Annotated in this window: 17 protein-coding genes; 10 read left to right on the forward strand and 7 right to left on the reverse strand. The window is 58.7% G+C overall.

Annotation, left to right across the window (positions count from 1 at the left end; translation table 11 throughout):
- Positions 1-6 precede the first annotated feature (6 nt).
- The 3 genes from CFI10_RS18290 (at position 7) to argA (ending at position 3,897) form a co-directional block, all read left to right on the forward strand.
- Positions 7-1,272, forward strand: a complete 1,266-nt coding sequence (locus CFI10_RS18290; RefSeq protein ID WP_206837422.1) for an inorganic phosphate transporter — start codon at positions 7-9, stop codon at positions 1,270-1,272.
- Between the two features lie 98 nt (positions 1,273-1,370).
- Entirely contained in the window at positions 1,371-2,534 is a 1,164-nt protein-coding gene (gene argE, locus CFI10_RS18295) for an acetylornithine deacetylase (protein ID WP_206837425.1), read from the forward strand.
- 22 nt (positions 2,535-2,556) lie between these two features.
- The gene (gene argA, locus CFI10_RS18300; RefSeq protein ID WP_242530054.1) at positions 2,557-3,897 is read left to right on the forward strand and encodes an amino-acid N-acetyltransferase; all 1,341 of its coding nucleotides are present in this window, start codon (positions 2,557-2,559) and stop codon (positions 3,895-3,897) included.
- On the opposite strand, the gene CFI10_RS18305 is transcribed toward argA, so the two are convergent.
- The 6 genes from CFI10_RS18305 to ald form a co-directional block, all read right to left on the reverse strand.
- Positions 3,881-5,263: an ATP-binding protein gene (locus tag CFI10_RS18305; RefSeq protein ID WP_206837427.1), complete on the reverse strand. Its 1,383-nt coding sequence runs from the start codon at positions 5,261-5,263 to the stop codon at positions 3,881-3,883. The two genes, argA and CFI10_RS18305, sit on opposite strands and share 17 nt — an antisense overlap.
- Positions 5,260-5,946, reverse strand: a complete 687-nt coding sequence (locus CFI10_RS18310; protein WP_091826037.1) for a response regulator transcription factor — start codon at positions 5,944-5,946, stop codon at positions 5,260-5,262. The genes CFI10_RS18305 and CFI10_RS18310 overlap by 4 nt, the downstream gene beginning before the upstream one ends.
- On the reverse strand, positions 5,946-6,281 hold the full coding sequence (locus tag CFI10_RS18315; RefSeq protein ID WP_206837429.1) for a PepSY domain-containing protein: 336 nt from the start codon (positions 6,279-6,281) through the stop codon (positions 5,946-5,948). The genes CFI10_RS18310 and CFI10_RS18315 overlap by 1 nt, the downstream gene beginning before the upstream one ends.
- A 116-nt stretch (positions 6,282-6,397) precedes the next feature.
- Positions 6,398-6,589, reverse strand: coding sequence for a YgaP family membrane protein (locus tag CFI10_RS18320; protein WP_206837432.1), 192 nt, complete (start codon positions 6,587-6,589; stop codon positions 6,398-6,400).
- 23 nt (positions 6,590-6,612) lie between these two features.
- Positions 6,613-6,846, reverse strand: a complete 234-nt coding sequence (locus CFI10_RS18325) for a hypothetical protein (RefSeq protein WP_091826045.1) — start codon at positions 6,844-6,846, stop codon at positions 6,613-6,615.
- 49 nt (positions 6,847-6,895) lie between these two features.
- A complete protein-coding gene (gene ald, locus CFI10_RS18330; RefSeq protein WP_091826048.1) occupies positions 6,896-8,017 on the reverse strand; it encodes an alanine dehydrogenase in 1,122 nt (373 codons plus the stop codon).
- A gap of 135 nt (positions 8,018-8,152) precedes the next feature.
- On the opposite strand from ald, the gene ilvD reads away from it, so the two are divergent.
- From ilvD to CFI10_RS18350, 4 genes are all read left to right on the forward strand, one after another.
- Positions 8,153-9,985 (forward strand): dihydroxy-acid dehydratase, encoded by a 1,833-nt coding sequence (ilvD, locus tag CFI10_RS18335; RefSeq protein ID WP_206837436.1) that lies wholly within the window; start codon positions 8,153-8,155, stop codon positions 9,983-9,985.
- Positions 9,986-10,161: 176 nt separating this feature from the next.
- Complete coding sequence (gene ovoA, locus CFI10_RS18340; protein ID WP_206837439.1) at positions 10,162-12,264, forward strand: 5-histidylcysteine sulfoxide synthase; 2,103 nt, start codon at positions 10,162-10,164, stop codon at positions 12,262-12,264.
- 70 nt (positions 12,265-12,334) lie between these two features.
- The gene (locus tag CFI10_RS18345; RefSeq protein WP_206837443.1) at positions 12,335-13,564 is read left to right on the forward strand and encodes a nucleoside recognition domain-containing protein; all 1,230 of its coding nucleotides are present in this window, start codon (positions 12,335-12,337) and stop codon (positions 13,562-13,564) included.
- 100 nt (positions 13,565-13,664) lie between these two features.
- Positions 13,665-14,999 carry a DASS family sodium-coupled anion symporter gene (locus CFI10_RS18350; protein ID WP_091826060.1) on the forward strand — a complete coding sequence of 445 codons (1,335 nt, stop codon included), beginning with the start codon at positions 13,665-13,667 and terminating at the stop codon, positions 14,997-14,999.
- A gap of 42 nt (positions 15,000-15,041) precedes the next feature.
- Here the strand turns inward: CFI10_RS18350 and CFI10_RS18355 are convergent, their stop codons facing one another.
- On the reverse strand, positions 15,042-15,446 hold the full coding sequence (locus CFI10_RS18355) for an acyl-CoA thioesterase (RefSeq protein ID WP_091826062.1): 405 nt from the start codon (positions 15,444-15,446) through the stop codon (positions 15,042-15,044).
- Between the two features lie 203 nt (positions 15,447-15,649).
- Here CFI10_RS18355 and CFI10_RS18360 point away from each other — a divergent pair, with 203 nt between their 5' ends.
- From CFI10_RS18360 to pstA, 3 genes are all read left to right on the forward strand, one after another.
- Positions 15,650-16,693: a substrate-binding domain-containing protein gene (locus CFI10_RS18360; protein ID WP_091826065.1), complete on the forward strand. Its 1,044-nt coding sequence runs from the start codon at positions 15,650-15,652 to the stop codon at positions 16,691-16,693.
- A 112-nt stretch (positions 16,694-16,805) separates the two neighbouring features.
- Positions 16,806-18,194, forward strand: a complete 1,389-nt coding sequence (gene pstC, locus CFI10_RS18365; RefSeq protein WP_206837445.1) for a phosphate ABC transporter permease subunit PstC — start codon at positions 16,806-16,808, stop codon at positions 18,192-18,194.
- Positions 18,187-19,461: a phosphate ABC transporter permease PstA gene (pstA, locus tag CFI10_RS18370; RefSeq protein WP_206837448.1), complete on the forward strand. Its 1,275-nt coding sequence runs from the start codon at positions 18,187-18,189 to the stop codon at positions 19,459-19,461. The genes pstC and pstA overlap by 8 nt, the downstream gene beginning before the upstream one ends.
- Positions 19,462-19,470 lie beyond the last annotated feature (9 nt).

Here is a 19,470-nt window from a genome sequence, read left to right on the forward strand (position 1 = left end):
AAACCTATGGAAATCATTGCTCAGTACGGCACCATCATGGTGGTTATGGCCTGTATCTTCGGCTTCTTCATGGCCTGGGGTGTAGGTGCCAACGATGTAGCCAACGCGATGGGGACTTCTGTCGGGTCCCGCGCCCTGACCCTGAAACAGGCCATTCTGATCGCCATTCTGTTCGAATTCGCTGGTGCCTATCTTGCCGGCGGGGCCGTAACCGACACAATCCGTAAAGGTATTATCGAGCCCTCCATGCTCAGTGCCAACCCGGAACTTCTGGTCTTCGGCATGATGGCCTCGCTGCTGGCAGCGGGCATCTGGCTGTTGATTGCGACCCACTTTGGCTGGCCAGTTTCCACCACTCACTCCATTGTCGGCGCCATTGTCGGCTTTGCAGCCGTTGGTATCTCCATGGAGGCCGTACACTGGAACAAGGTCGGCAATATTGTGGCCAGCTGGGTAGTATCGCCCGTCACGGCCGGCGTCATCGCTTTCTTCCTGTTCCGCAGTGTACAAAAGCTGATTCTTGATACCGAGAATCCCTTCGCCAATGCCAAACGCTATGTACCCATGTATATTTTCCTGGTGGGCTTCATCATCGCCATGGTGACCTTCACCAAGGGCCTCAAGCATGTAGGCCTGCACCTGAGCTGGGGCGAAAGCGCTGCGGTTTCGGTGTTGATCGGCTTGGTCACCATGGGTATCGGCATATTTATGCAGCGCGGCATCAAGCTTGACCCCGAAGCCAATCGCGACTTCCATTTCACCAGCGTGGAAAAGGTATTTGGCGTCCTGATGATGTTCACCGCCTGCGCCATGGCCTTTGCTCACGGCTCCAACGATGTGGCCAACGCCGTCGGCCCGCTGGCCGCCATTGTCGGCATTGTCAATGCAGGTGGTGAGGTGGCGCAAAAAGCGGCCATGCCCGCCTGGATTCTGTTGCTCGGTGGTGCTGGCATTGTTGCCGGCCTGGTGATGTATGGTCATAAGGTGATCGCCACCGTCGGCCAGAACATTACCGAGCTGACCCCGAGCCGCGGTTTTGCGGCCACGCTGGCGGCCGCCAGCACCGTGGTGGTCGCTTCAGGTACAGGGTTGCCGATCTCCACCACTCATACGCTGGTGGGTGCGGTGCTGGGTGTGGGCCTTGCCCGTGGCATGGCTGCGCTCAACCTGCGCGTTGTAGGCACCATTTTTGTATCCTGGATCGTGACACTGCCGGCCGGTGCCATCCTGTCGATCATGTTCTTCTTCATGCTCAAGGGCATGTTCTCCTGACAGCTCGCCCGGGGTGGTCAATCTGACCACCCCTCGCTTCACACTCATGGACCCGCAACCGCAAAGGTAGCAAAATGGGTCAAACAGTGGAGCCCATCATGACCACACACTCGACCCGACACTCGCTCAGTACCCTTGAAATGATGCGCCGGCTTATCGCCGCGCCCTCCGTCAGCTCTGCATCTGTACACCATGACCAGAGCAACCTGGTTGTAATCGAACAGCTGCATGAATGGCTTGAAGCGCTTGGCTTTAACACTGAAGTGATGCCGGTGCCGGGACATCCTGAAAAGGCCAACCTGATCGCCACTCTGGGCAGCGGCCCGGGGGGGCTGGTGCTGTCAGGGCATACCGATACCGTCCCCTGTGATCCGGAGTTGTGGCGCTCGGACCCTTTTTTCCTGACCGAGCGTGACAACCGGCTGTACGGGCTGGGTACCTGCGACATGAAAGGTTTTTTTGCCCTCGCCATTGAGGCCGCCAAGCACTTCCTCGATCAACCCCTGAAGCAGCCGTTGATCATTCTGGCCACCGCCGACGAGGAAAGCTCCATGTCCGGTGCCCGCGCGCTGGCCGAAGCGGGTCGCCCGCTGGCCCGTGCCGCCGTGATCGGCGAACCCACCCGCCTGCAGCCGATCCGAATGCACAAGGGAATCATTATGGAGTCAGTGCGCATACAGGGCCGATCAGGCCACTCGTCCGATCCTTCACTGGGTGCCAACGCACTGGAAGCGATGCATGCAGTGATGAGCGAACTGCTGACCCTGCGCAGCGAGCTGCAACAGAAACACCGCAATGCCCAGTTCCGGGTCGACATACCCACCCTGAACCTGGGCTGCATTCATGGTGGCGACAGCTCCAACCGGATCTGTGGTCGCTGTGAGCTGGAGTATGATTTGCGGCCACTGCCCGGCATGTCCATTGACGGGTTGCGCAACGCCATCAGTGAGCGGTTGCGACCGCTGAATGACCGTTTTGGCGTTAAAATCGAGACCCACTCCCAGTTTCCGGGCATTCCACCCTTCGAGACACCAGCCGACTCGGAGCTGGTACGGCTGGCCGAACGCTTGACCGGCCACCGCGCCGAAGCGGTAGCTTTTGGCACTGAAGCCCCCTTCCTGCAATCGCTGGGGATGGATACCATAGTGATGGGACCAGGCAGTATTGATCAGGCCCACCAGCCGGACGAATACCTGGCACTGGATCAGATCAGCCCCACGGTGGAGTTGTTACGCAACCTGATTGCCCACTACTGCCTTTAATACAGAACAGCAGGAGCCTGACTTGAGCGCCGTGACTTCCGAATACGTTAACTGGTTTCGCCACTCGTCACCCTACATTAATGCGCACCGGGGCAAGACCTTCGTACTGATGCTCAGTGGCGAGGCGATTGCCGATGCCAACTTTGCCAACACGGTGCATGACATCGCTCTGCTCAACAGCCTCGGCGTACGACTGGTGCTGGTGCACGGCGCTCGTCCGCAGGCGGAGCAGCGGCTGCAGGCACGCGGGGTGGAAACACGACTGCACCACGACCTGCGCGTCACCACACCGGAAATACTGGAGTGCGTGATCGAGGCCGTAGGCAGCCTCAGAACCGAAATCGAAGCCCAACTGTCAATGGGGCTGGCCAACACGCCGATGCACGGGGCACGTATCCGTGTCTGCAGCGGCAACTTTGTCACGGCCCGACCGGTGGGTGTACTGGATGGCGTAGACATGGGCCACACCGGCGAGCTGCGGCGGATCGATCATGAAGGTGTGCGCCGCCTGCTGGACCTGAATCAGATCGTATTGCTGTCCAATCTGGGCTACTCGCCTACCGGCGAAGTATTCAATCTATCGGTAGAGGAAGTCGCCACTCAGGCTGCGATCGCCCTCAAGGCCGACAAACTGATTCTGTTCGGTTCCCGCCCCGGCATTCAGGACAGCCAGGGTGAGCTGCGCAGCGAACTGCTGGCGTCAACCGCCGCGCGCCTGGTACAGCAATATCTGGCCAAACTGGATGACCCCGAACAGCCTTACAGTGAAACCGCCTGCCTGCTGGAAGCCGCCGCGACCGCCTGCCAGCAGGGCGTACCGCGCTGCCACCTGATCAGTTACCACGACGACGGTGCACTGCTGGCAGAGCTTTTCACCCGCGACGGCCAGGGCACCATGGTCGTGAGTCATTCCTATGAGCAGGTGCGACCCGCCAATATTGAAGATGTGGGAGGTATTCTGGAGCTGATCGCCCCACTGGAAGAGAAAGGAGTACTGGTGCGTCGCTCCCGCGAGCGACTGGAAGCCGAGATCGAGCGCTTCACGGTCGTAGAACGTGATGGCGCCATCATCGGCTGTGCCGCGCTCTACCCCTTCCCGGAAGAAGCGATTGGAGAGCTGGCCTGTGTCGCCATCGACCAGACCTACCGGGGCGGACAGCGTGGTGACATGCTGCTGGAAGCAATCGAGGATCAGGCCATTGCGCTGGGGTTGAAGCGACTGTTCGTACTCACAACCCGTACAGCCCACTGGTTCCTTGAACGGGGCTTTGGCAATGCACCGCTGGATGAGCTGCCGGGCGAGAAAAAGGCGCTCTACAACTTCCAGCGCAACTCCAAGGTGTTCTTCAAGCGTCTTGGCTGACCGGCCCACCCGGCAGCTCAACCCGGAAACAGGCACCACCCAGCGTTGAGCTGCTGACCTCCAGCGCACCGTCATAGCTGCTAACAATATCCAGCGCTACGGCCAACCCGATCCCCTGTCCAGGGGTTTGGCTGTCCAGACGGGCGCCACGCTGCAGAATCACCTGCCGCTGCGCCGGTGCCACACCTGCACCGTTGTCGCTGATGCTGATCACCAGCTGGTCCGCCTCCAGACCCGCTTCAACCGCCACCTGTCCATTGCCATACTTGAAGGCGTTATCCAGTAAATTCCCCAACAGCTCCATCAGGTCGCGTTCGTCACCGGCAAACCCTGCATCCGGCTGCAACGACAGGCTGACTTCTGCCGGCTGGGCGGCGTATACCTTCTCCATCACCCGCACCAGTCTTTCCAGCAAAGGAGCGACTGCCACTGCCTGTGCCAACACCCGCCCCTCACTCTTGACGGCTCGAGACAGCTGGTACTGTACAATTTGCTGCATGCGCTGGGTTTGCTCTTCCACCAGCCGGCGATAGCTGTGTTGATCGGCGCAGTCGTCACCTGCACCGCGTATCACCGCCAGAGGGGTCTTCAAACTATGGGCTAGATCGGCCAGCGTATTGCGGTAGCGCTCGCGCTGACGCCGCTCGGACTCAATCAACCGATTCAGGCTCTGCGTCACTCCCTGCACTTCCTCCGGGTAGCGTCCATCCAGATGATCGGTCGTGCCCACCTCGATGCGTTGCAGGTCAGCCGCCAGCTGATCCAGTGGCCGTAACCCCCATCGCATGATGAAATATTGCGCCAACAGTGCCACCAACCCAACCCCGCTGAGCCACCCCAAAAGCTGCAGACTGAAAGCTTTCATCTCGGAGACTACATGGCTATCGCTGCGCAATACCGACACCAGAAAGCGAATATCAGTACCGTCTGCTTCCCAGATCACCGGATACTGGAACAGATACAACCCCTGCTGTGGCAGGTGACTGAACAGTGCCTGTCCCGGCTGCAGCAATGAACTCGGCAGCCGCTGCACCACATCCGGATCGATGCTCTGACTGGAGCGGGAGCGCCATAGCAGACTGCCGTCTGCGTTATGAATAAAGCCATAGACACCCGAGCCATCACGACTGAACCCTGGTTCGAGCACAGTGCTGGGCAGTTTGAGCTGGTTGCCATCCACTTCAACAGCCCCCAGCAAGAGGTAGACATGCAGCCGCGCCTGTGACGCTTCAGCATTTTCAAGACTGCCATGAAAGGCTTTAAGCAGCGCCACCCCCGCCAAAATAATCACAAGCGGCAGTATAACCGCCGAGGCCCGCAGCAAACGTGCACGCAGTGACAGGGATACGGCGGCTTCTGAACTCACGCGGCGGATCCGCCTCCAAGGGCAAAGCGATAGCCCAGGCCACGCACGGTGGTAATCGGTTGCAGACTTTGATCCGGATCCAGCTTTTGCCGCAGGCGTCGGATGAACACCTCCAGCACGTTGCTGTCTCGGTCATAGTCCTGATGATAAAGATGTTCGGTCAGTTCTGCCTTGGAGATGGTTTTGCCGGCGTTGAGCATCAGATACTCAAGCGTGCGGTACTCGTAGCTGGTCAGTCTGACCTCAGTGCCGTTCAGGCTCACCACCCGAGCCGCGGTATCCAGTTCCAGAGGGCCATAGCGCAATATCGGACTGGCATGGCCGGATGCACGGCGCACCAATGCATTCAGACGCGCCAACAGCTCTTCGGTGTGGAAGGGTTTGGCCAGATAATCGTCCGCACCGGCTTCCAGACCTTCGACCTTGTCCTGCCAATCACCACGCGCCGTCAAAACCAGTACGGGCATGGTGTGTCCCTCTTCCCGCCACTGCCGAATCAGGTCCAGACCGGACATCTCCGGCAGGCCGATATCAACCACCGCGATATCGTATTCATACTCCTGACCGAGATAAAGCGCTTCACGACCACTGCCGGTCTGCTCAATAGTGTAACCCCGCTGCTCCAGCAGGTTGCACAACTGCCTTCTCAGGTCGGCATCATCTTCAACTATCAGGGCCTTCATCAGTCAGCTGCCTCCACTATCTCATCAGGTAACAACATCTTGCCACTGGCGGCGTCCACCAGTACTTCACGGATACGTCCCTGTTCCAGCAGGCGGATGGTATAAACAGGCACCCCCTCGTGTTCAATCAGTTCCGCCTTGATCACCTCCCCTCCCAGCTCATCGCGTACACGCTTGGAAGCCTGCAGTAAATTAACCGCCACAGGGGTACGAGCACCGGAACCCTCGACAGGCTCCGCCGACAGCAATGGGCTTACACTCCAAAGCTGCAGGGTAATCAACAGGGCTGTAATCACAGCGGTATGTACAGAGCGGTGATGACGCTCGGCTGGCATGGTTCTACCTCATGTGACCTTCTATGGTCGGCGAACGGTTGCGGCTGAACCGCAACCGATTTCACCCGTCAATGGATGCATAGGCTAAAGATCCTGATCTGAATCGCGCGTGAACGTCAGCCGCACTTACGACAGGTGCGCATGCCCAGCAGGCTGTAAAGAGGGCAGGTTCCGGAGATGGCGATCGCGATGATCGGCACGCCAATCAACCCCCACCATGTCTGAGGTCCAAAAAAGATCAGTACAATCAGCACCAATCCAATCAGGATTCGCACCAGTTGATCCAGTACACCGATATTGCGTTCCATATTGCAGTCTCCTCGATGATATTTCAGCTCTGCCGGGTACGCTTGCGACGTTGTACCAGCAGCAGATACCTCAGGTTATAGGCAAATCCGATCAGCAGTACCAGCGGTGCACTGAGCACAAACAGCCAACCCAGCGCCGGTACACCAAATGTCTGCCCCAGCCACAGGCTGAGAATACAGATCAGTGCCAATGGAATGCCGGTTTTCATCAACCGTCGCAGCCAGATATCAGAGCCGATCCTGTTATTTTCCTGCATCAGATACTCCTTATATCTGTGTCGAGCATAGAGCCGCCGGCGGTTTGGTTCAAGCGCTGCCCAGTTCAATCTGGGGCGGGTTAAAGGGCATATCAAAGGCCGCGGCTACCCCGGCACAGGCAACACGACCCGAATGGATGTTCAGCCCGTGAATAAAGCCCGGGATATCCTGCAAGGCCCGGCGCCACTCATGCTGTGCCAGTGCTTCGATATAGGGCAGGGTTGCATTGGTCAAGGCCAGCGTGGCGGTACGGGCAACCGCCCCCGGCATGTTGGCGACACAGTAATGGATGATGCCATCCACTTCGAACACCGGGTCGGCATGGGTTGTCGGGCGGCTGGTTTCGAAACACCCACCCTGATCGATCGCCACATCCACCAATACTGCACCTGGCCGCATCAGCCCCAGCATACCGCGTGTCACCAGCTTCGGCGCTGCCGCACCGGGCAGCAGCACGGCCCCAATAACCAGATCGGCCTGAGCCAGCTGCTGCTCAATATTTTCCTGCGTAGAGTAAAGGGTGATCAGCTCTCCGTTGAAACGCTCATCCAGCTGCCGCAGTCGGGCAATGGACTTGTCCAGCAGGCATACCTGTGCGCCCATACCCAGCGCAATTCTGGCCGCGTTTTCGCCCACTACTCCGCCGCCAATAATCATCACCCGCCCCGGGCTCACGCCCGGTACACCGCCGAGCAACACACCACGTCCGCCCTGTGCCTTTTCGAGACAGTGAGCACCCGCCTGCACAGCCATTCGCCCGGCTACCTCGCTCATCGGCGCCAGAAGTGGCAGGCCTCCGTGCTGATCTTCTACGGTTTCATATCCGATGGCGGTACAGCCACTGGCCAACAAGGCATCCGTCAGCTGGCGATCTGCGGCAAGATGCAGGTAGGTAAACAGCACCTGATCGGCACTGAGCCAACTGCATTCATCGGGTTGCGGCTCTTTCACCTTGACGATCAAGTCGGCCCAGGTAAACACGGCACGTGGATCATCCACGATCACGGCGCCGGCCTGCTCATAATCCGCATCGCTGAAACCAACGGCTGCACCAGCATTCTGCTCCACTTGCACCTGATGGCCCTGCTCGGTCAGCTCCCGCACGCCCATGGGGGTCATTCCCACCCGGTACTCGTGATTCTTGATCTCTTTAGGCACACCGACTCGCATGGTCTTCTCTCCTTTGTGCACTGAGTTTTGCTCTTCAGTCTAGCTGAAAAGACTCGGCTTTTACTCCCCTCGGCGCTAGGCGTTTATCTGATATACTCAGGCTTGTTTGCACAACCGAATTCCGAGGGGAGCCCCATGCCTGAGTATCGTTCCAAGACCTCCACCGCCGGCCGCAACATGGCGGGTGCCCGCGCACTGTGGCGCGCCACTGGTATGAAGGATGAAGATTTCCACAAGCCGATCGTCGCCGTGGCCAACTCCTTCACCCAGTTCGTTCCCGGCCACGTCCACCTGAAGGACATGGGCCAGCTGGTTGCTCGTGAGATCGAGAAAGCCGGTGGCGTAGCCAAGGAATTCAACACCATCGCCGTGGACGACGGCATCGCCATGGGCCACGACGGCATGCTCTACTCGCTGCCGAGCCGCGACATCATCGCCGACTCAGTCGAATACATGGTCAATGCCCACTGCGCCGATGCGCTGGTGTGCATCTCCAACTGCGACAAAATCACCCCGGGGATGCTGATGGCCGCCATGCGCCTGAACATCCCGGTCATTTTTGTGACCGGCGGACCGATGGAAGCCGGCAAGACCAAACTTGCCGAGCACAAACTGGACCTGGTCGATGCGATGGTACTGGCTGCGGACCCGAATGCGTCTGACGAAGAGGTCGAGGCTGTCGAGCGCTCCGCCTGCCCGACCTGCGGTTCCTGCTCCGGCATGTTCACCGCCAACTCCATGAACTGTCTGGCTGAAGCGCTGGGTCTGGCGCTGCCGGGTAACGGCACGGTTGTAGCGACCCATGCGGATCGCAAGCAGCTGTTCCTGCGTGCCGGCCGTTCTATCGTTGAGATGGCCAAACTCTACTACGAGCAGAATGATGCTCAAATTTTACCCAGAGCCGTAGGCCTGAAAGCGTTCGAAAACGCCATCACTCTGGATATCGCCATGGGCGGTTCCACCAACACCATCCTGCACCTGCTGGCCATCGCCCAGGAAGCTGAAATCGATTTCACCATGAAAGATATCGACCGGCTTTCTCGCACCGTTCCCCAGCTGTGCAAGGTGGCACCCAATACTCAGAAGTACCACATTGAAGACGTACACCGCGCCGGCGGCATCATGGCGATCCTGGGTGAACTGGACCGTGCCGGCAAGCTTCACACAGACGTACCCACCGTCCATGCCCCGACAATGAAAGACGCTCTGGACCAGTGGGATATCATGCGCAACCCCACGCCAGAGGTGATCGAGTTTTACAAGGCAGGTCCTGCCGGCATCCCGACTCAGGAAGCGTTCAGTCAGGCCACGCGCTGGCCAACACTGGACGGTGACCGAGAGCACGGCTGCATCCGTTCCATCGATCACGCCTTTTCTCAGGAAGGCGGCCTCGCCGTGCTGTACGGCAACATCGCTCTGGATGGCTGCGTGGTAAAAAGTGCCGGTGTCGATGAGTCAATTCTGGTGTTTGAAGGGAACGCCAACGTGATGGAATCACAAGACGAGGCGGTCCGGAAAATTCTCAACGATGAGGTGAAGGCCGGTGATGTCGTTGTAATTCGCTACGAAGGCCCGAAAGGCGGCCCGGGCATGCAGGAGATGCTGTACCCGACCTCCTACCTGAAATCCAAGGGACTGGGCAAGGAGTGTGCTCTGCTGACCGACGGTCGTTTCTCCGGCGGTACCTCCGGCCTGTCCATTGGACACGCTTCGCCTGAAGCCGCTGCAGGCGGTGCCATCGGTCTGGTGAAAAACGGCGATCGCATCCGCATCGACATCCCCAACCGCACCATCAACGTGCTGGTGTCCGATGAGGAGCTGTCGATCCGTCGCGCCGAGCAGGACAAGCTGGGCTGGAAGCCGGCCGAAGAGCGACCACGCAAGGTATCTGCAGCCCTTAAGGCCTACGCCCTGCTGGCCACTTCGGCCGACAAGGGTGCCGTGCGTGACCTGAGTATGCTCGACTAAGCCCAACCCCGCTGTATCCGTCGGCAGGCGCCCGCCTGCCGACGTCCTCCACTGATCCAAATCCTTCTGTCGGCAGTAACAAGACCCATATTTTGCAGCCGGCACCTGTCCTCCTCCCTTATCCGGCTGTCTATACTGAACTGACGTTACCGTCGTTAACCGGATCAGGACTGCACATGGAACGCCTTAACCGTACCCCTCGGCTGGACAACCCGGACAGTGACACCTTGCGTCACGAGATACTGGACTATTTTCATACCACCTTCGATCGCTACGAGCAGCTGTTCGAGGTATTGACCTGTGACGAAGCCTTCTTCGTCAAGCCGATCGCCCTGCGCCATCCGCTGATATTCTACTATGGCCATACCGCCACCTTTTTCATCAACAAGTTACTGCTGAGCGGACTGGTGGAACAGCGAATCAATCCTCACTTCGAGTCGATCTTCGCCATCGGCGTCGATGAGATGAGCTGGGATGATTTGAACGATGATCACTACAACTGGCCGTCAGTCGCTGAGGTAAAGGCCTACCGTGACCAGGTGCGTCAGACACTGGATCGGATCATTCGTGAAGCGCCGCTGACATCCCCGATCAACTGGAACCATCCCTGGTGGACCATTGTGATGGGGATCGAGCACGAGCGTATCCACCTGGAAACCTCATCCGTGCTGATCCGCCAGCACGAACTCAGGTACGTACAGCCCCACCCTGCCTGGCCAGTGTGTCGCGACTCAGGGCCAGCACCTGCAAATCAGCTGATTGAAGTGCCGGCCGGCAAGGCAGTTTTGGGCAAGTCACGTGAAGACTCCCGCTACGGCTGGGATAACGAATACGGCCATCGCGAAATCATGCTGGACAGCTTCAAGGCGGCACAGATGTTGACCTCCAACCAGGAGTTTCTGGCCTTTGTAGAAGCAGGCGGTTACACCGAACGCCGCTGGTGGAGTGAGGAAGGCTGGAATTGGCGTGACTTCACCGGTGCCGTATATCCGACCTTCTGGGTTGAATCGGAGGACGGCTGGCAACTGCGCCTCATGTGCGAGCAGGTTTACATGCCCTGGGACTGGCCAGTCGAGGTCAACTGTCACGAGGCGGAGGCGTTCTGCCGCTGGAAATCGGAGCAGACCGGCGAGTCGATCCGTCTGCCCAGCGAGGATGAATGGTATCGGCTCTACGATTTGGCCCGCGTGGCCGAGCCGGACAGCACAGCGTCGGTTAATGCCAACTTGCATCTGGACCACTTCGCGTCATCCTGCCCGGTGTATCGTTTTGCCCAGGGTGATTTTTACGATGTCAGCGGCAATGTCTGGCAGTGGACGCAAACACCGATCTACCCGTTTGAGGGGTTTGAAGTGCACCCCTGCTACGATGATTTCACCACACCCACCTTTGACGATCGCCATAACCTGATCAAGGGCGGCAGCTGGATCTCCTGTGGCAACGAGAGCCTGCGCAGCGCCCGTTACGCCTTTCGACGCCACTTCTTTCAGCATGCCGGTTTCCGCTATGTGGCCGGCGCACCTCCAAAGGCAGTGCCCTCATCACGGTATGAAAGCGATGCACTGGCGTCCCAGTACGCCGAGTTCCACTACGGTGACGAGCAGTTCGGTGTTGCCAACTTTCCGCAGGCGCTGGCCCGACTGGCGATTGAGCTGGTTGGCCAACGCAGCGGCAAGGCTCTGGACCTGGGCTGCGCCACCGGGCGCGCAAGCTTCGAACTGGCGCGCCATTTTGAGCAGGTAGACGGTGTCGATTTCTCTGCCCGCCTGATCAATCTGGGCGTACAGCTACAGCAGCAGGGCCGATTGCGCTATACATTGCCAGACGAAGGTGAACTGGTCAGCTATCACGAGCGAGACCTGACTTCACTGGGGCTGGCTGATACGGCTGATCGCGTCAGTTTCATGCAGGGGGATGCTTGCAACCTCAAGCCGATCCTGAAGGGCTATGACCTGATTCTGGCCGCCAACCTGATCGACCGTCTTTACAGCCCGCGTCAGTTCCTGTCACAGGTGCATACCCGTCTGAACCCCGGCGGCCTGCTGCTGATCGCTTCGCCCTACACCTGGCTGGAGGAACACACCCCCAAAGAGGAGTGGCTGGGAGGTTTCAAGCGTGACGGTGAGAATGTCACCACACTGGACGGTCTGCATGAAGTGCTGGACGAGCACTTCGAACTGATCCGCGAACCTGAGGCTGTCCCGTTCGTAATTCGCGAAACCCGGCGCAAGTTCCAGCATACGCTGTCGGAGGTTACCTGCTGGCGGTTACGGGGTTAATGACTAACCCTGTGGCCAGACCTGCTTTCGGTCGCTAGAATCGAGGCAGGTTTTCCACAGGACGTCCTCCATGCTGCACCGGATCTGGCTCGGTTTCTTTCTGATCGCCTTTGTCGCGGCACTCTGGCAGTGGCTGGTCATGGGTGACTCTGCCGTGTTCCAACGCCTGATCCAGAGCAGTTTCGACATGTCGAAACTCACCGTGGAGCTGTCCATCGGCCTGATCGGTACGCTGGCGTTCTGGCTGGGGATGATGAAACTGGCCGAAGCCTCGGGATTGGTAGATCGCATCGCTCGTCTGCTCGGCCCTCTGTTTACCCGGCTGATGCCGGAGGTGCCGCCGCGACATCCGGCGATCGGTTCCATGACCATGAACCTGTCCGCCAACTTTCTCGGTCTCGACAACGCCGCCACCCCGCTGGGGCTGAAGGCGATGCAGGATCTGCAGAGCCTCAACCCTGACAAGGAAACCGCCAGCAACGCCCAGATCCTGTTTCTGGTGCTCAACACCTCGGCGGTCACCCTGTTCCCGATCACCATTTTCCTGTATCGCGCCCAGCAGGGCTCCAGCGACCCAACCGCCGTTTTTATCCCGATCCTGATCGCCACCAGCTGCTCAACACTGGTGGGGTTGCTGGTCACCTGCTGGATTCAGCGCATCAACCTGCTGCAACGCACCCTGCTGCTCTGGTTCGGGGTCGGCTCAGCCCTGTTGCTCGCCTTCGTCGGCTATTTCGCCACGCTCAGTGCCGAAGAGCTGCAGCGCCAGTCAGCACTGACCGGCAACCTCCTGCTGTTCAGCGTCATCATCCTGTTCCTGTTGCTGGCGCAGCGACGCGGCGTCAACGTGTATGAAACCTTTATCGAGGGGGCGAAGCAGGGGTTCGAAACCGCCATCATGATCATCCCCTACCTCCTGGCGATGCTGGTGGCGATCGGCATACTGCGCGAGAGCGGTGCCCTGGAGGGCTTCATCTGGCTGCTGCGCGAAGGAATCGGCCTGCTCGGCCTGGACACCCGTTTTGCCGATGCTTTGCCCACGGCACTGATGAAACCCCTGTCCGGCTCCGGTGCCCGCGCCATGATGCTGGAAACCATGAACACCCATGGCGTTGATTCCTTCGCCGCTCAGGTGGCCTCTATCGTGCAGGGCTCTACCGAAACCACTTTCTATGTACTGGCGGTCTATTTCGGTGCAGTCGGCATCCGGCGTACACGGCATGCCGTGCTGTGTGGCTTGAGCGCTGACCTGGCCGGGGTGACGGCTGCCATCGCCTGTGGCTACTGGTTTTTTGGCTAAGCCTTTCTACACTTCCAACAAGGCCCTGCGACTAAAGTAGCCCACTGATAGACAACTGTGTAAAATCCGCGCTCTTTTGCAATCAACCCTGGAGACACCCATGCCCGGAAAGTGGATCACCTTCCTGCTGGCGGTACTGGCAGGTGCCGGTATCTGGTGGCTGGCGCCACTTGAGCCTCAGCTGCGTACCGGCCTGGCCATTCTGGCCGTTATTGCCATTCTATGGATGACCGAGACCTTCAACATTACCGTAACGGCACTGCTGATTCCGGTGCTGACTGTGGTGGCGGGCGTGTTCAGCGTCTCCGATGCGCTCAAGAGTTTCGCCAACCCGATCATCTTCCTGTTCCTGGGTGGTTTCGGCCTCGCGGCGGCACTCAGCGCACAGGGGCTGGACAAGTACATCGCCGGTCATGTGATCCGTCTGGCGCAAGGCAAGTTGGGGATGGCAGCCGTGTTGCTGTTCCTGACGTCCGCGGGCCTGTCCATGTGGATCTCCAACACTGCAACCGCTGCCATGATGCTGCCACTGGCACTGGGCCTGCTGCGCCAACTGCCCTATGAAGGGCATGAGCGTACCTACTGGTTCGTGCTGCTGGGCGTGGCCTATTCCGCCAATATCGGCGGCATCGGTACGCTGGTCGGCTCGCCCCCCAACGCCATCGCCGCCGCTGAAGTGGGTCTGAGCTTTGCCGACTGGCTCCGGTTCGGTATTCCGACCGTTGCACTGTCACTGCCGCTGATGATTGTGGTGCTTTGGGCGCTGCTGCGGCCTGAACTGAACCACCGTTTCCCGGCGATCCACCGCCACGAGCCGCTCACCAGCAAGCAGTGGATGACGCTGGGTGTATTTGCGCTGACCGTTACACTGTGGCTGTTCAGCAAGCCGGTATCAGGTTTCTTGGGCATCAAGGGCGGCTTTGACTCGATCGTGGCAATGTTCGCCATTCTGCTGTTGTGCATGCTGCAGCTGGTGAACTGGAAGCAGATCGAGAAAACGGCCGACTGGGGCGTACTGTTGCTGTTCGGGGGAGGGCTGACTCTGTCGGCCATGCTGTCGACCACCGGTGCCAGCCTGTTCCTGGCCGAGACTGTCAGCAGTCTGATGAGTGGTGCATCGGCTCCGCTGTTCATTCTGGTCGTCGCGGCTTTTGTGGTAATGCTGACCGAGATAGCCAGCAATACCGCCAGTGCCGCACTGCTGGTGCCGATTTTTGTCGGTATTGCCGGCTCCATGGGCCTCTCCACCGAAATCATGGCGGTGGTCATTGCCGTGGCCGCGTCCTGCGCCTTCATGCTTCCGGTGGCAACCCCCCCCAATGCCATCGTGTATGGCTCGGGATTTTTGCCTCAGGGTCAAATGATGCGCGCAGGCATGGTACTCAACGTGATGATGATTGCGATCATCGCAGGCGGCGCCAGCCTCCTGATCTGACCGGCCAGATCCGGCTGTCGCAGTGGCAGCCGGAACCTTGCATCAGTCCTGCTGGGGCAAGCTGCGGATATGCCCCTGACGATCGATGGCGACCTGTACACATTCGGTGCTGGTCACTTTGCGCAACTCACTGCCGTCCGGGCAGCGCCCCCAGACTTCAACCTGAATCCGCAACGAGCTGTTACCCCGCTCCAATACCCGAGTGTAAAAACTCAGCACCGTGCCGCACATAACCGGCGACATGAAGCTCATGCGTCCAACCGATACCGTGGCAATGCGGCCCTGCGCCTCCTGACCGGCACGGATCTCACTGGCGAGCACCAGCTGTGAGGCTACCCAACCGCCATACACATCACCAAACATGTTGACCGCCTCATGACCGGCAGGCAGCTGCAGTGTCAGCTCTCCTGCGGGTTTCAGCACCTCTGTGTCATCACTGCAACTCATGCTTGTCTCCTTTTATTATTCGGTAGAGCGAACGACGCGCTCTTTGCTGCAGTGCACATAATAGAGAATCTGGCCGCAAACGGCACTAGCTCAAGCTCTCTGAAAAACTTTTTTACGCTTTGTGACAACTGTCATAAATCAGTCATCTTTGCCCCCTATAGTGGGCCACATCAAAAAACGATCAGTTCAGAGAGGGTAACTCAATGAAATTGCGCACCAAAGCTCTTGCACTTGCCATGACTGCCGCTGCCGGCATCAGCCTGGCCGCACCGGCTGCCGCCCGTGACACCATCAGCATCGTGGGCTCTTCCACTGTTTACCCGTTCGCAACCGTAGTTGCCGAACGTTTCGGCAGTAACACCGAATTCAACACGCCGAAGCTGGAATCTACCGGCTCTGGTGGCGGCATGAAACTGTTCTGTCAGGGTATCGGTACCCAGCACCCGGACATCACCAACGCTTCACGTCGCATGAAAACCTCCGAGTTTGAGTTGTGCCAGAAGAACGGCGTGACCGATATCACTGAATTCCGCATCGGTTCTGACGGCATCGTTATCGCCAGCTCCAAGGATGCCGAGAACCTGAATCTCACCCTGGAGCAACTGTTCCTGGCGCTGGGTGAAAAGGTGCCGGTCGATGGCAAATGGGTTGCCAACCCGAACAAGAACTGGAGTGACATCGACGCTGGCCTGCCGAACAAGCCGATCCGCGTAATGGGTCCGCCGCCGACATCCGGTACCCGTGACTCCTTCAATGAACTGGCACTTGCCGCTGGCTGTGACAAACTGCCGGAAGCCAAGGATCTGAGCAAGGACGAGCACAAGGCTATCTGCGAAAGCATTCGTGAAGACGGCGTTTTCATTGAAGCAGGCGAGAATGACAACCTGATCGTTCAGAAACTGATCAGCGATACCGGCATGTATGGCGTGTTCGGTTTCAGCTTCCTGGAAGAAAATGCTGACCGCCTGCAGGCCGCTACACTCGATGGCATGGTACCGACCGCTGAAGATATCGCAGCGGACAAGTACCCTGTAGCTCGCTCACTGTTCTTCTACGTCAAGAAGGCACACGTTGGCGTGGTTCCGGGCATCGCTGAATACGTGGGTGAGTTTGCCAGCAACTCTGCGCTGGGCCAGAACGGCTACCTCAAGGATGTGGGTCTGATCATTCCGCCGCGTGACCAGCTGGCCGTGCTGATGGACAAGGCCGAAAACATGCCGAACCTGACCATTGACGAGCTCAAGTAAGCGGGTCGCATAGGCAAAACTCGGGGTGCGGTCCTGAAAACGGGGTCGCGCCCCTTTGCACGTCTGGACAATATTCGATTCATTTACCGAAAAATCGCAGACAGGAACACTCATGCAACCGGCAAATCTGCTTCTTTTCACGCTGGCATTCGCTGCGATCGCCTACTGGCTGGGATATACCCGTTCGCGCACGCTGGCCATGCCACTGGGCGGAATTCGACACCTCAAATCACTTCCGTTCTACTATGGTGCCCGCGCCGCACTCTGGTGCGGTATTCCGGCACTGATCATATTGGCGCTCTGGGTCGGCTTTCAGGGCAAGGTAATCCAGACACTGGTCGTCAGTTCGCTGCCACAGGAGATGATCCCCGACAGTGCGGGCCAGGCCAGTCTGTTGCTGAGTCAGATCGGTAACGTGGCCAGTGGCGCCCTGCCGCGAAACTTTGCTGAGCCCGCTATTGTCGAAGCAGCGGACCGTCTGGTACAGCTACGCGAACAAAGCCGGCTGTACATGAACCTGCTGGTAGTGGCCGTCGCAGTGCTGGCCGGTTTTCTGGCCTGGCTGCGTATCCATCCGCGGCTTAACGCCCGGGTTCAGGTCGAGATCATTCTGAAGTGGGTGTTCTTTGCCTGTGCCGGCCTGGCCATTCTGACCACCGTCGGTATCATCTTCTCGGTCGCTTTTGAGACACTGCGATTTTTCCAGCAGATATCCTTCATTGATTTTATTTTCGGTTCTCACTGGAGCCCCCAGACCGCCTTGCGTGCGGATCAGGTCGCGTCTCAGGGTGCGTTCGGGATGATCCCCCTGTTTACCGGTACTCTGCTGATCTCAGGCATCGCCATGTTGGTCGCCGTTCCCGTGGGGCTGATGTCAGCCATCTATCTATCGGAATATGCCAACCCGAAAGTTCGCGGTGTGGTCAAACCGTTGCTGGAGATGCTGGCCGGCATACCAACCGTGGTATACGGCTTTTTTGCCGCGCTGACAGTGGCGCCGTTCATCAGTAACCTGGCCGCATCCTTTGGCATTGAAGCCTCATCACAGAGCGCTCTGGCTGCCGGTGCGGTCATGGGCATCATGATCATTCCGTTCGTATCTTCCCTGTCGGACGACGTCATCAACGCCGTACCCCAGTCACTGCGCGACGGCTCGCTGGCGCTGGGTGCAACCCAGTCGGAAACCATGAAGAAGGTTGTCTTCCCGGCGGCGCTTCCCGGCATCATGGGGGGCATTCTGTTGGCGGTATCCCGTGCCATCGGTGAAACCATGATTGTGGTGATGGCAGCAGGCCTTGCAGCCAACCTGACCGCCAACCCGCTGGAAACCGTGACTACGGTAACCGTGCAGATCGTTACCCTGCTGACCGGGGACCAGGAGTTCGACAGTGCCAAGACGCTGGCGGCTTTCGCACTGGGCGCCATGCTGTTCCTGGTAACACTGGTCCTCAACATTATCGCCCTGCATATCGTACGCAAGTATCGGGAACAGTATGACTAAGCAACTTACACAGGCGGAAATCGTCCGCAAGTCATTGAAAAAACGCTACCGCAAGGAGAAGCGCTTTCGCGCCTACGGCATTCTTGCGATCGCCATCGCCTTGTCGGCCCTGCTGATTCTGTTTACCGACATCATCGGCAAGGGGTACAGCGGTTTCATGAAGACCAGCCTGAACCTGGAAGTGGTGCTGGATGGCGAGGTAATGTACCTGGATGACCCGACAGATCCTCGTCAGGTAAAAATGGCCGACTTCGTCGAGCCGCTGGTTCAGGCCCTGATGCGTGAAATTCCGAACGCAACCGACGCCAACCGTGAAGCGGTACGCAAGCTGATCAACCCCTATGCGTCTGCCGATCTGCGCGATGCGCTAAAAGAGAATCCGGAATGGTTGAACACCACTCGCAAGATGAGCTTCCTGGCTCACAGCGACGTGGATGTTTATTCCAAGCACGCCGGTGACAAGGCCTACTCGATCAAGCTCTCACCACAGCAGCAGGAATGGGTGAACATGCTGAAGGAAAAGGGCGTGATCGAGACCTCGTTCAACGATGTCTTCTTCAAGGGAGGCGATTCTCGTGACCCCGCCAAGGCCGGCATCATGGGCGCAGTAGTCGGCTCGCTGCTGACCATGTTTGTCACGCTTGTGCTGTCGTTCCCGATCGGCGTGGCCGCGGCAATTTACCTGGAAGAGTTCGCTCCCAAGAACCGTCTGACCGATTTTATTGAGGTCAACATCAATAACCTGGCAGCGGTGCCGTCGATCATCTTTGGTCTGCTGGGTCTGGCCGTATTCATCAATCTGTTCGGCATGCCCCGCTCGGTTCCGGTGGTGGGCGGCATGGTGCTAACTCTGATGACACTGCCCACCATCATCATTTCCAGCCGGGCCGCAATCAAGAGCGTACCGCCCTCGATCCGCGAAGCGGCGGAAGGGATTGGCGCCTCGAAAATGCAGGTGGTATTGCACCACGTCCTGCCGCTGGCGATGCCGGGCATGCTGACCGGATCCATCATCGGCATGGCGCAGGCACTGGGTGAAACCGCCCCGCTGCTGCTGATCGGCATGGTGGCCTTTATTGTTGACGTGCCCGGTGGCTTCTTCGACTCGGCCACCGTATTGCCGGTACAGGTATTCCTCTGGGCAGGCAGCCCCGAACTTGCCTTTATTGAACGTGCTTCAGCCGCCATCATGGTGCTGCTGAGCTTTCTGATCGGAATGAATGCATTGGCCATCTGGCTGCGCAAGCGTCTTGAGCGCCGTTGGTAAGGAGAACAG

Origin of the sequence: Marinobacterium iners (assembly GCF_017310015.1) — a bacterium.
Taxonomy (GTDB): Bacteria; Pseudomonadota; Gammaproteobacteria; order Pseudomonadales; family Balneatricaceae; genus Marinobacterium; species Marinobacterium iners.

Excerpts from the sequence above, each read along its gene's own strand:
- ald (WP_091826048.1), bottom strand. The coding sequence starts at position 8,017 with ATGCGAGTCGGTGTGCCTAAAGAGATCAAGAATCACGAGTACCGGGTG.
- CFI10_RS18290 (WP_206837422.1), top strand. The coding sequence starts at position 7 with ATGGAAATCATTGCTCAGTACGGCACCATCATGGTGGTTATGGCCTGT.
- CFI10_RS18360 (WP_091826065.1), top strand. The coding sequence starts at position 15,650 with ATGAAATTGCGCACCAAAGCTCTTGCACTTGCCATGACTGCCGCTGCC.
- pstC (WP_206837445.1), top strand. The coding sequence starts at position 16,806 with ATGCAACCGGCAAATCTGCTTCTTTTCACGCTGGCATTCGCTGCGATC.
- CFI10_RS18315 (WP_206837429.1), bottom strand. The coding sequence starts at position 6,281 with ATGCCAGCCGAGCGTCATCACCGCTCTGTACATACCGCTGTGATTACA.
- pstA (WP_206837448.1), top strand. The coding sequence starts at position 18,187 with ATGACTAAGCAACTTACACAGGCGGAAATCGTCCGCAAGTCATTGAAA.
- CFI10_RS18345 (WP_206837443.1), top strand. The coding sequence starts at position 12,335 with ATGCTGCACCGGATCTGGCTCGGTTTCTTTCTGATCGCCTTTGTCGCG.
- ovoA (WP_206837439.1), top strand. The coding sequence starts at position 10,162 with ATGGAACGCCTTAACCGTACCCCTCGGCTGGACAACCCGGACAGTGAC.
- ilvD (WP_206837436.1), top strand. The coding sequence starts at position 8,153 with ATGCCTGAGTATCGTTCCAAGACCTCCACCGCCGGCCGCAACATGGCG.
- CFI10_RS18350 (WP_091826060.1), top strand. The coding sequence starts at position 13,665 with ATGCCCGGAAAGTGGATCACCTTCCTGCTGGCGGTACTGGCAGGTGCC.
- argE (WP_206837425.1), top strand. The coding sequence starts at position 1,371 with ATGACCACACACTCGACCCGACACTCGCTCAGTACCCTTGAAATGATG.
- CFI10_RS18310 (WP_091826037.1), bottom strand. The coding sequence starts at position 5,946 with ATGAAGGCCCTGATAGTTGAAGATGATGCCGACCTGAGAAGGCAGTTG.
- CFI10_RS18355 (WP_091826062.1), bottom strand. The coding sequence starts at position 15,446 with ATGAGTTGCAGTGATGACACAGAGGTGCTGAAACCCGCAGGAGAGCTG.
- CFI10_RS18320 (WP_206837432.1), bottom strand. The coding sequence starts at position 6,589 with ATGGAACGCAATATCGGTGTACTGGATCAACTGGTGCGAATCCTGATT.
- CFI10_RS18325 (WP_091826045.1), bottom strand. The coding sequence starts at position 6,846 with ATGCAGGAAAATAACAGGATCGGCTCTGATATCTGGCTGCGACGGTTG.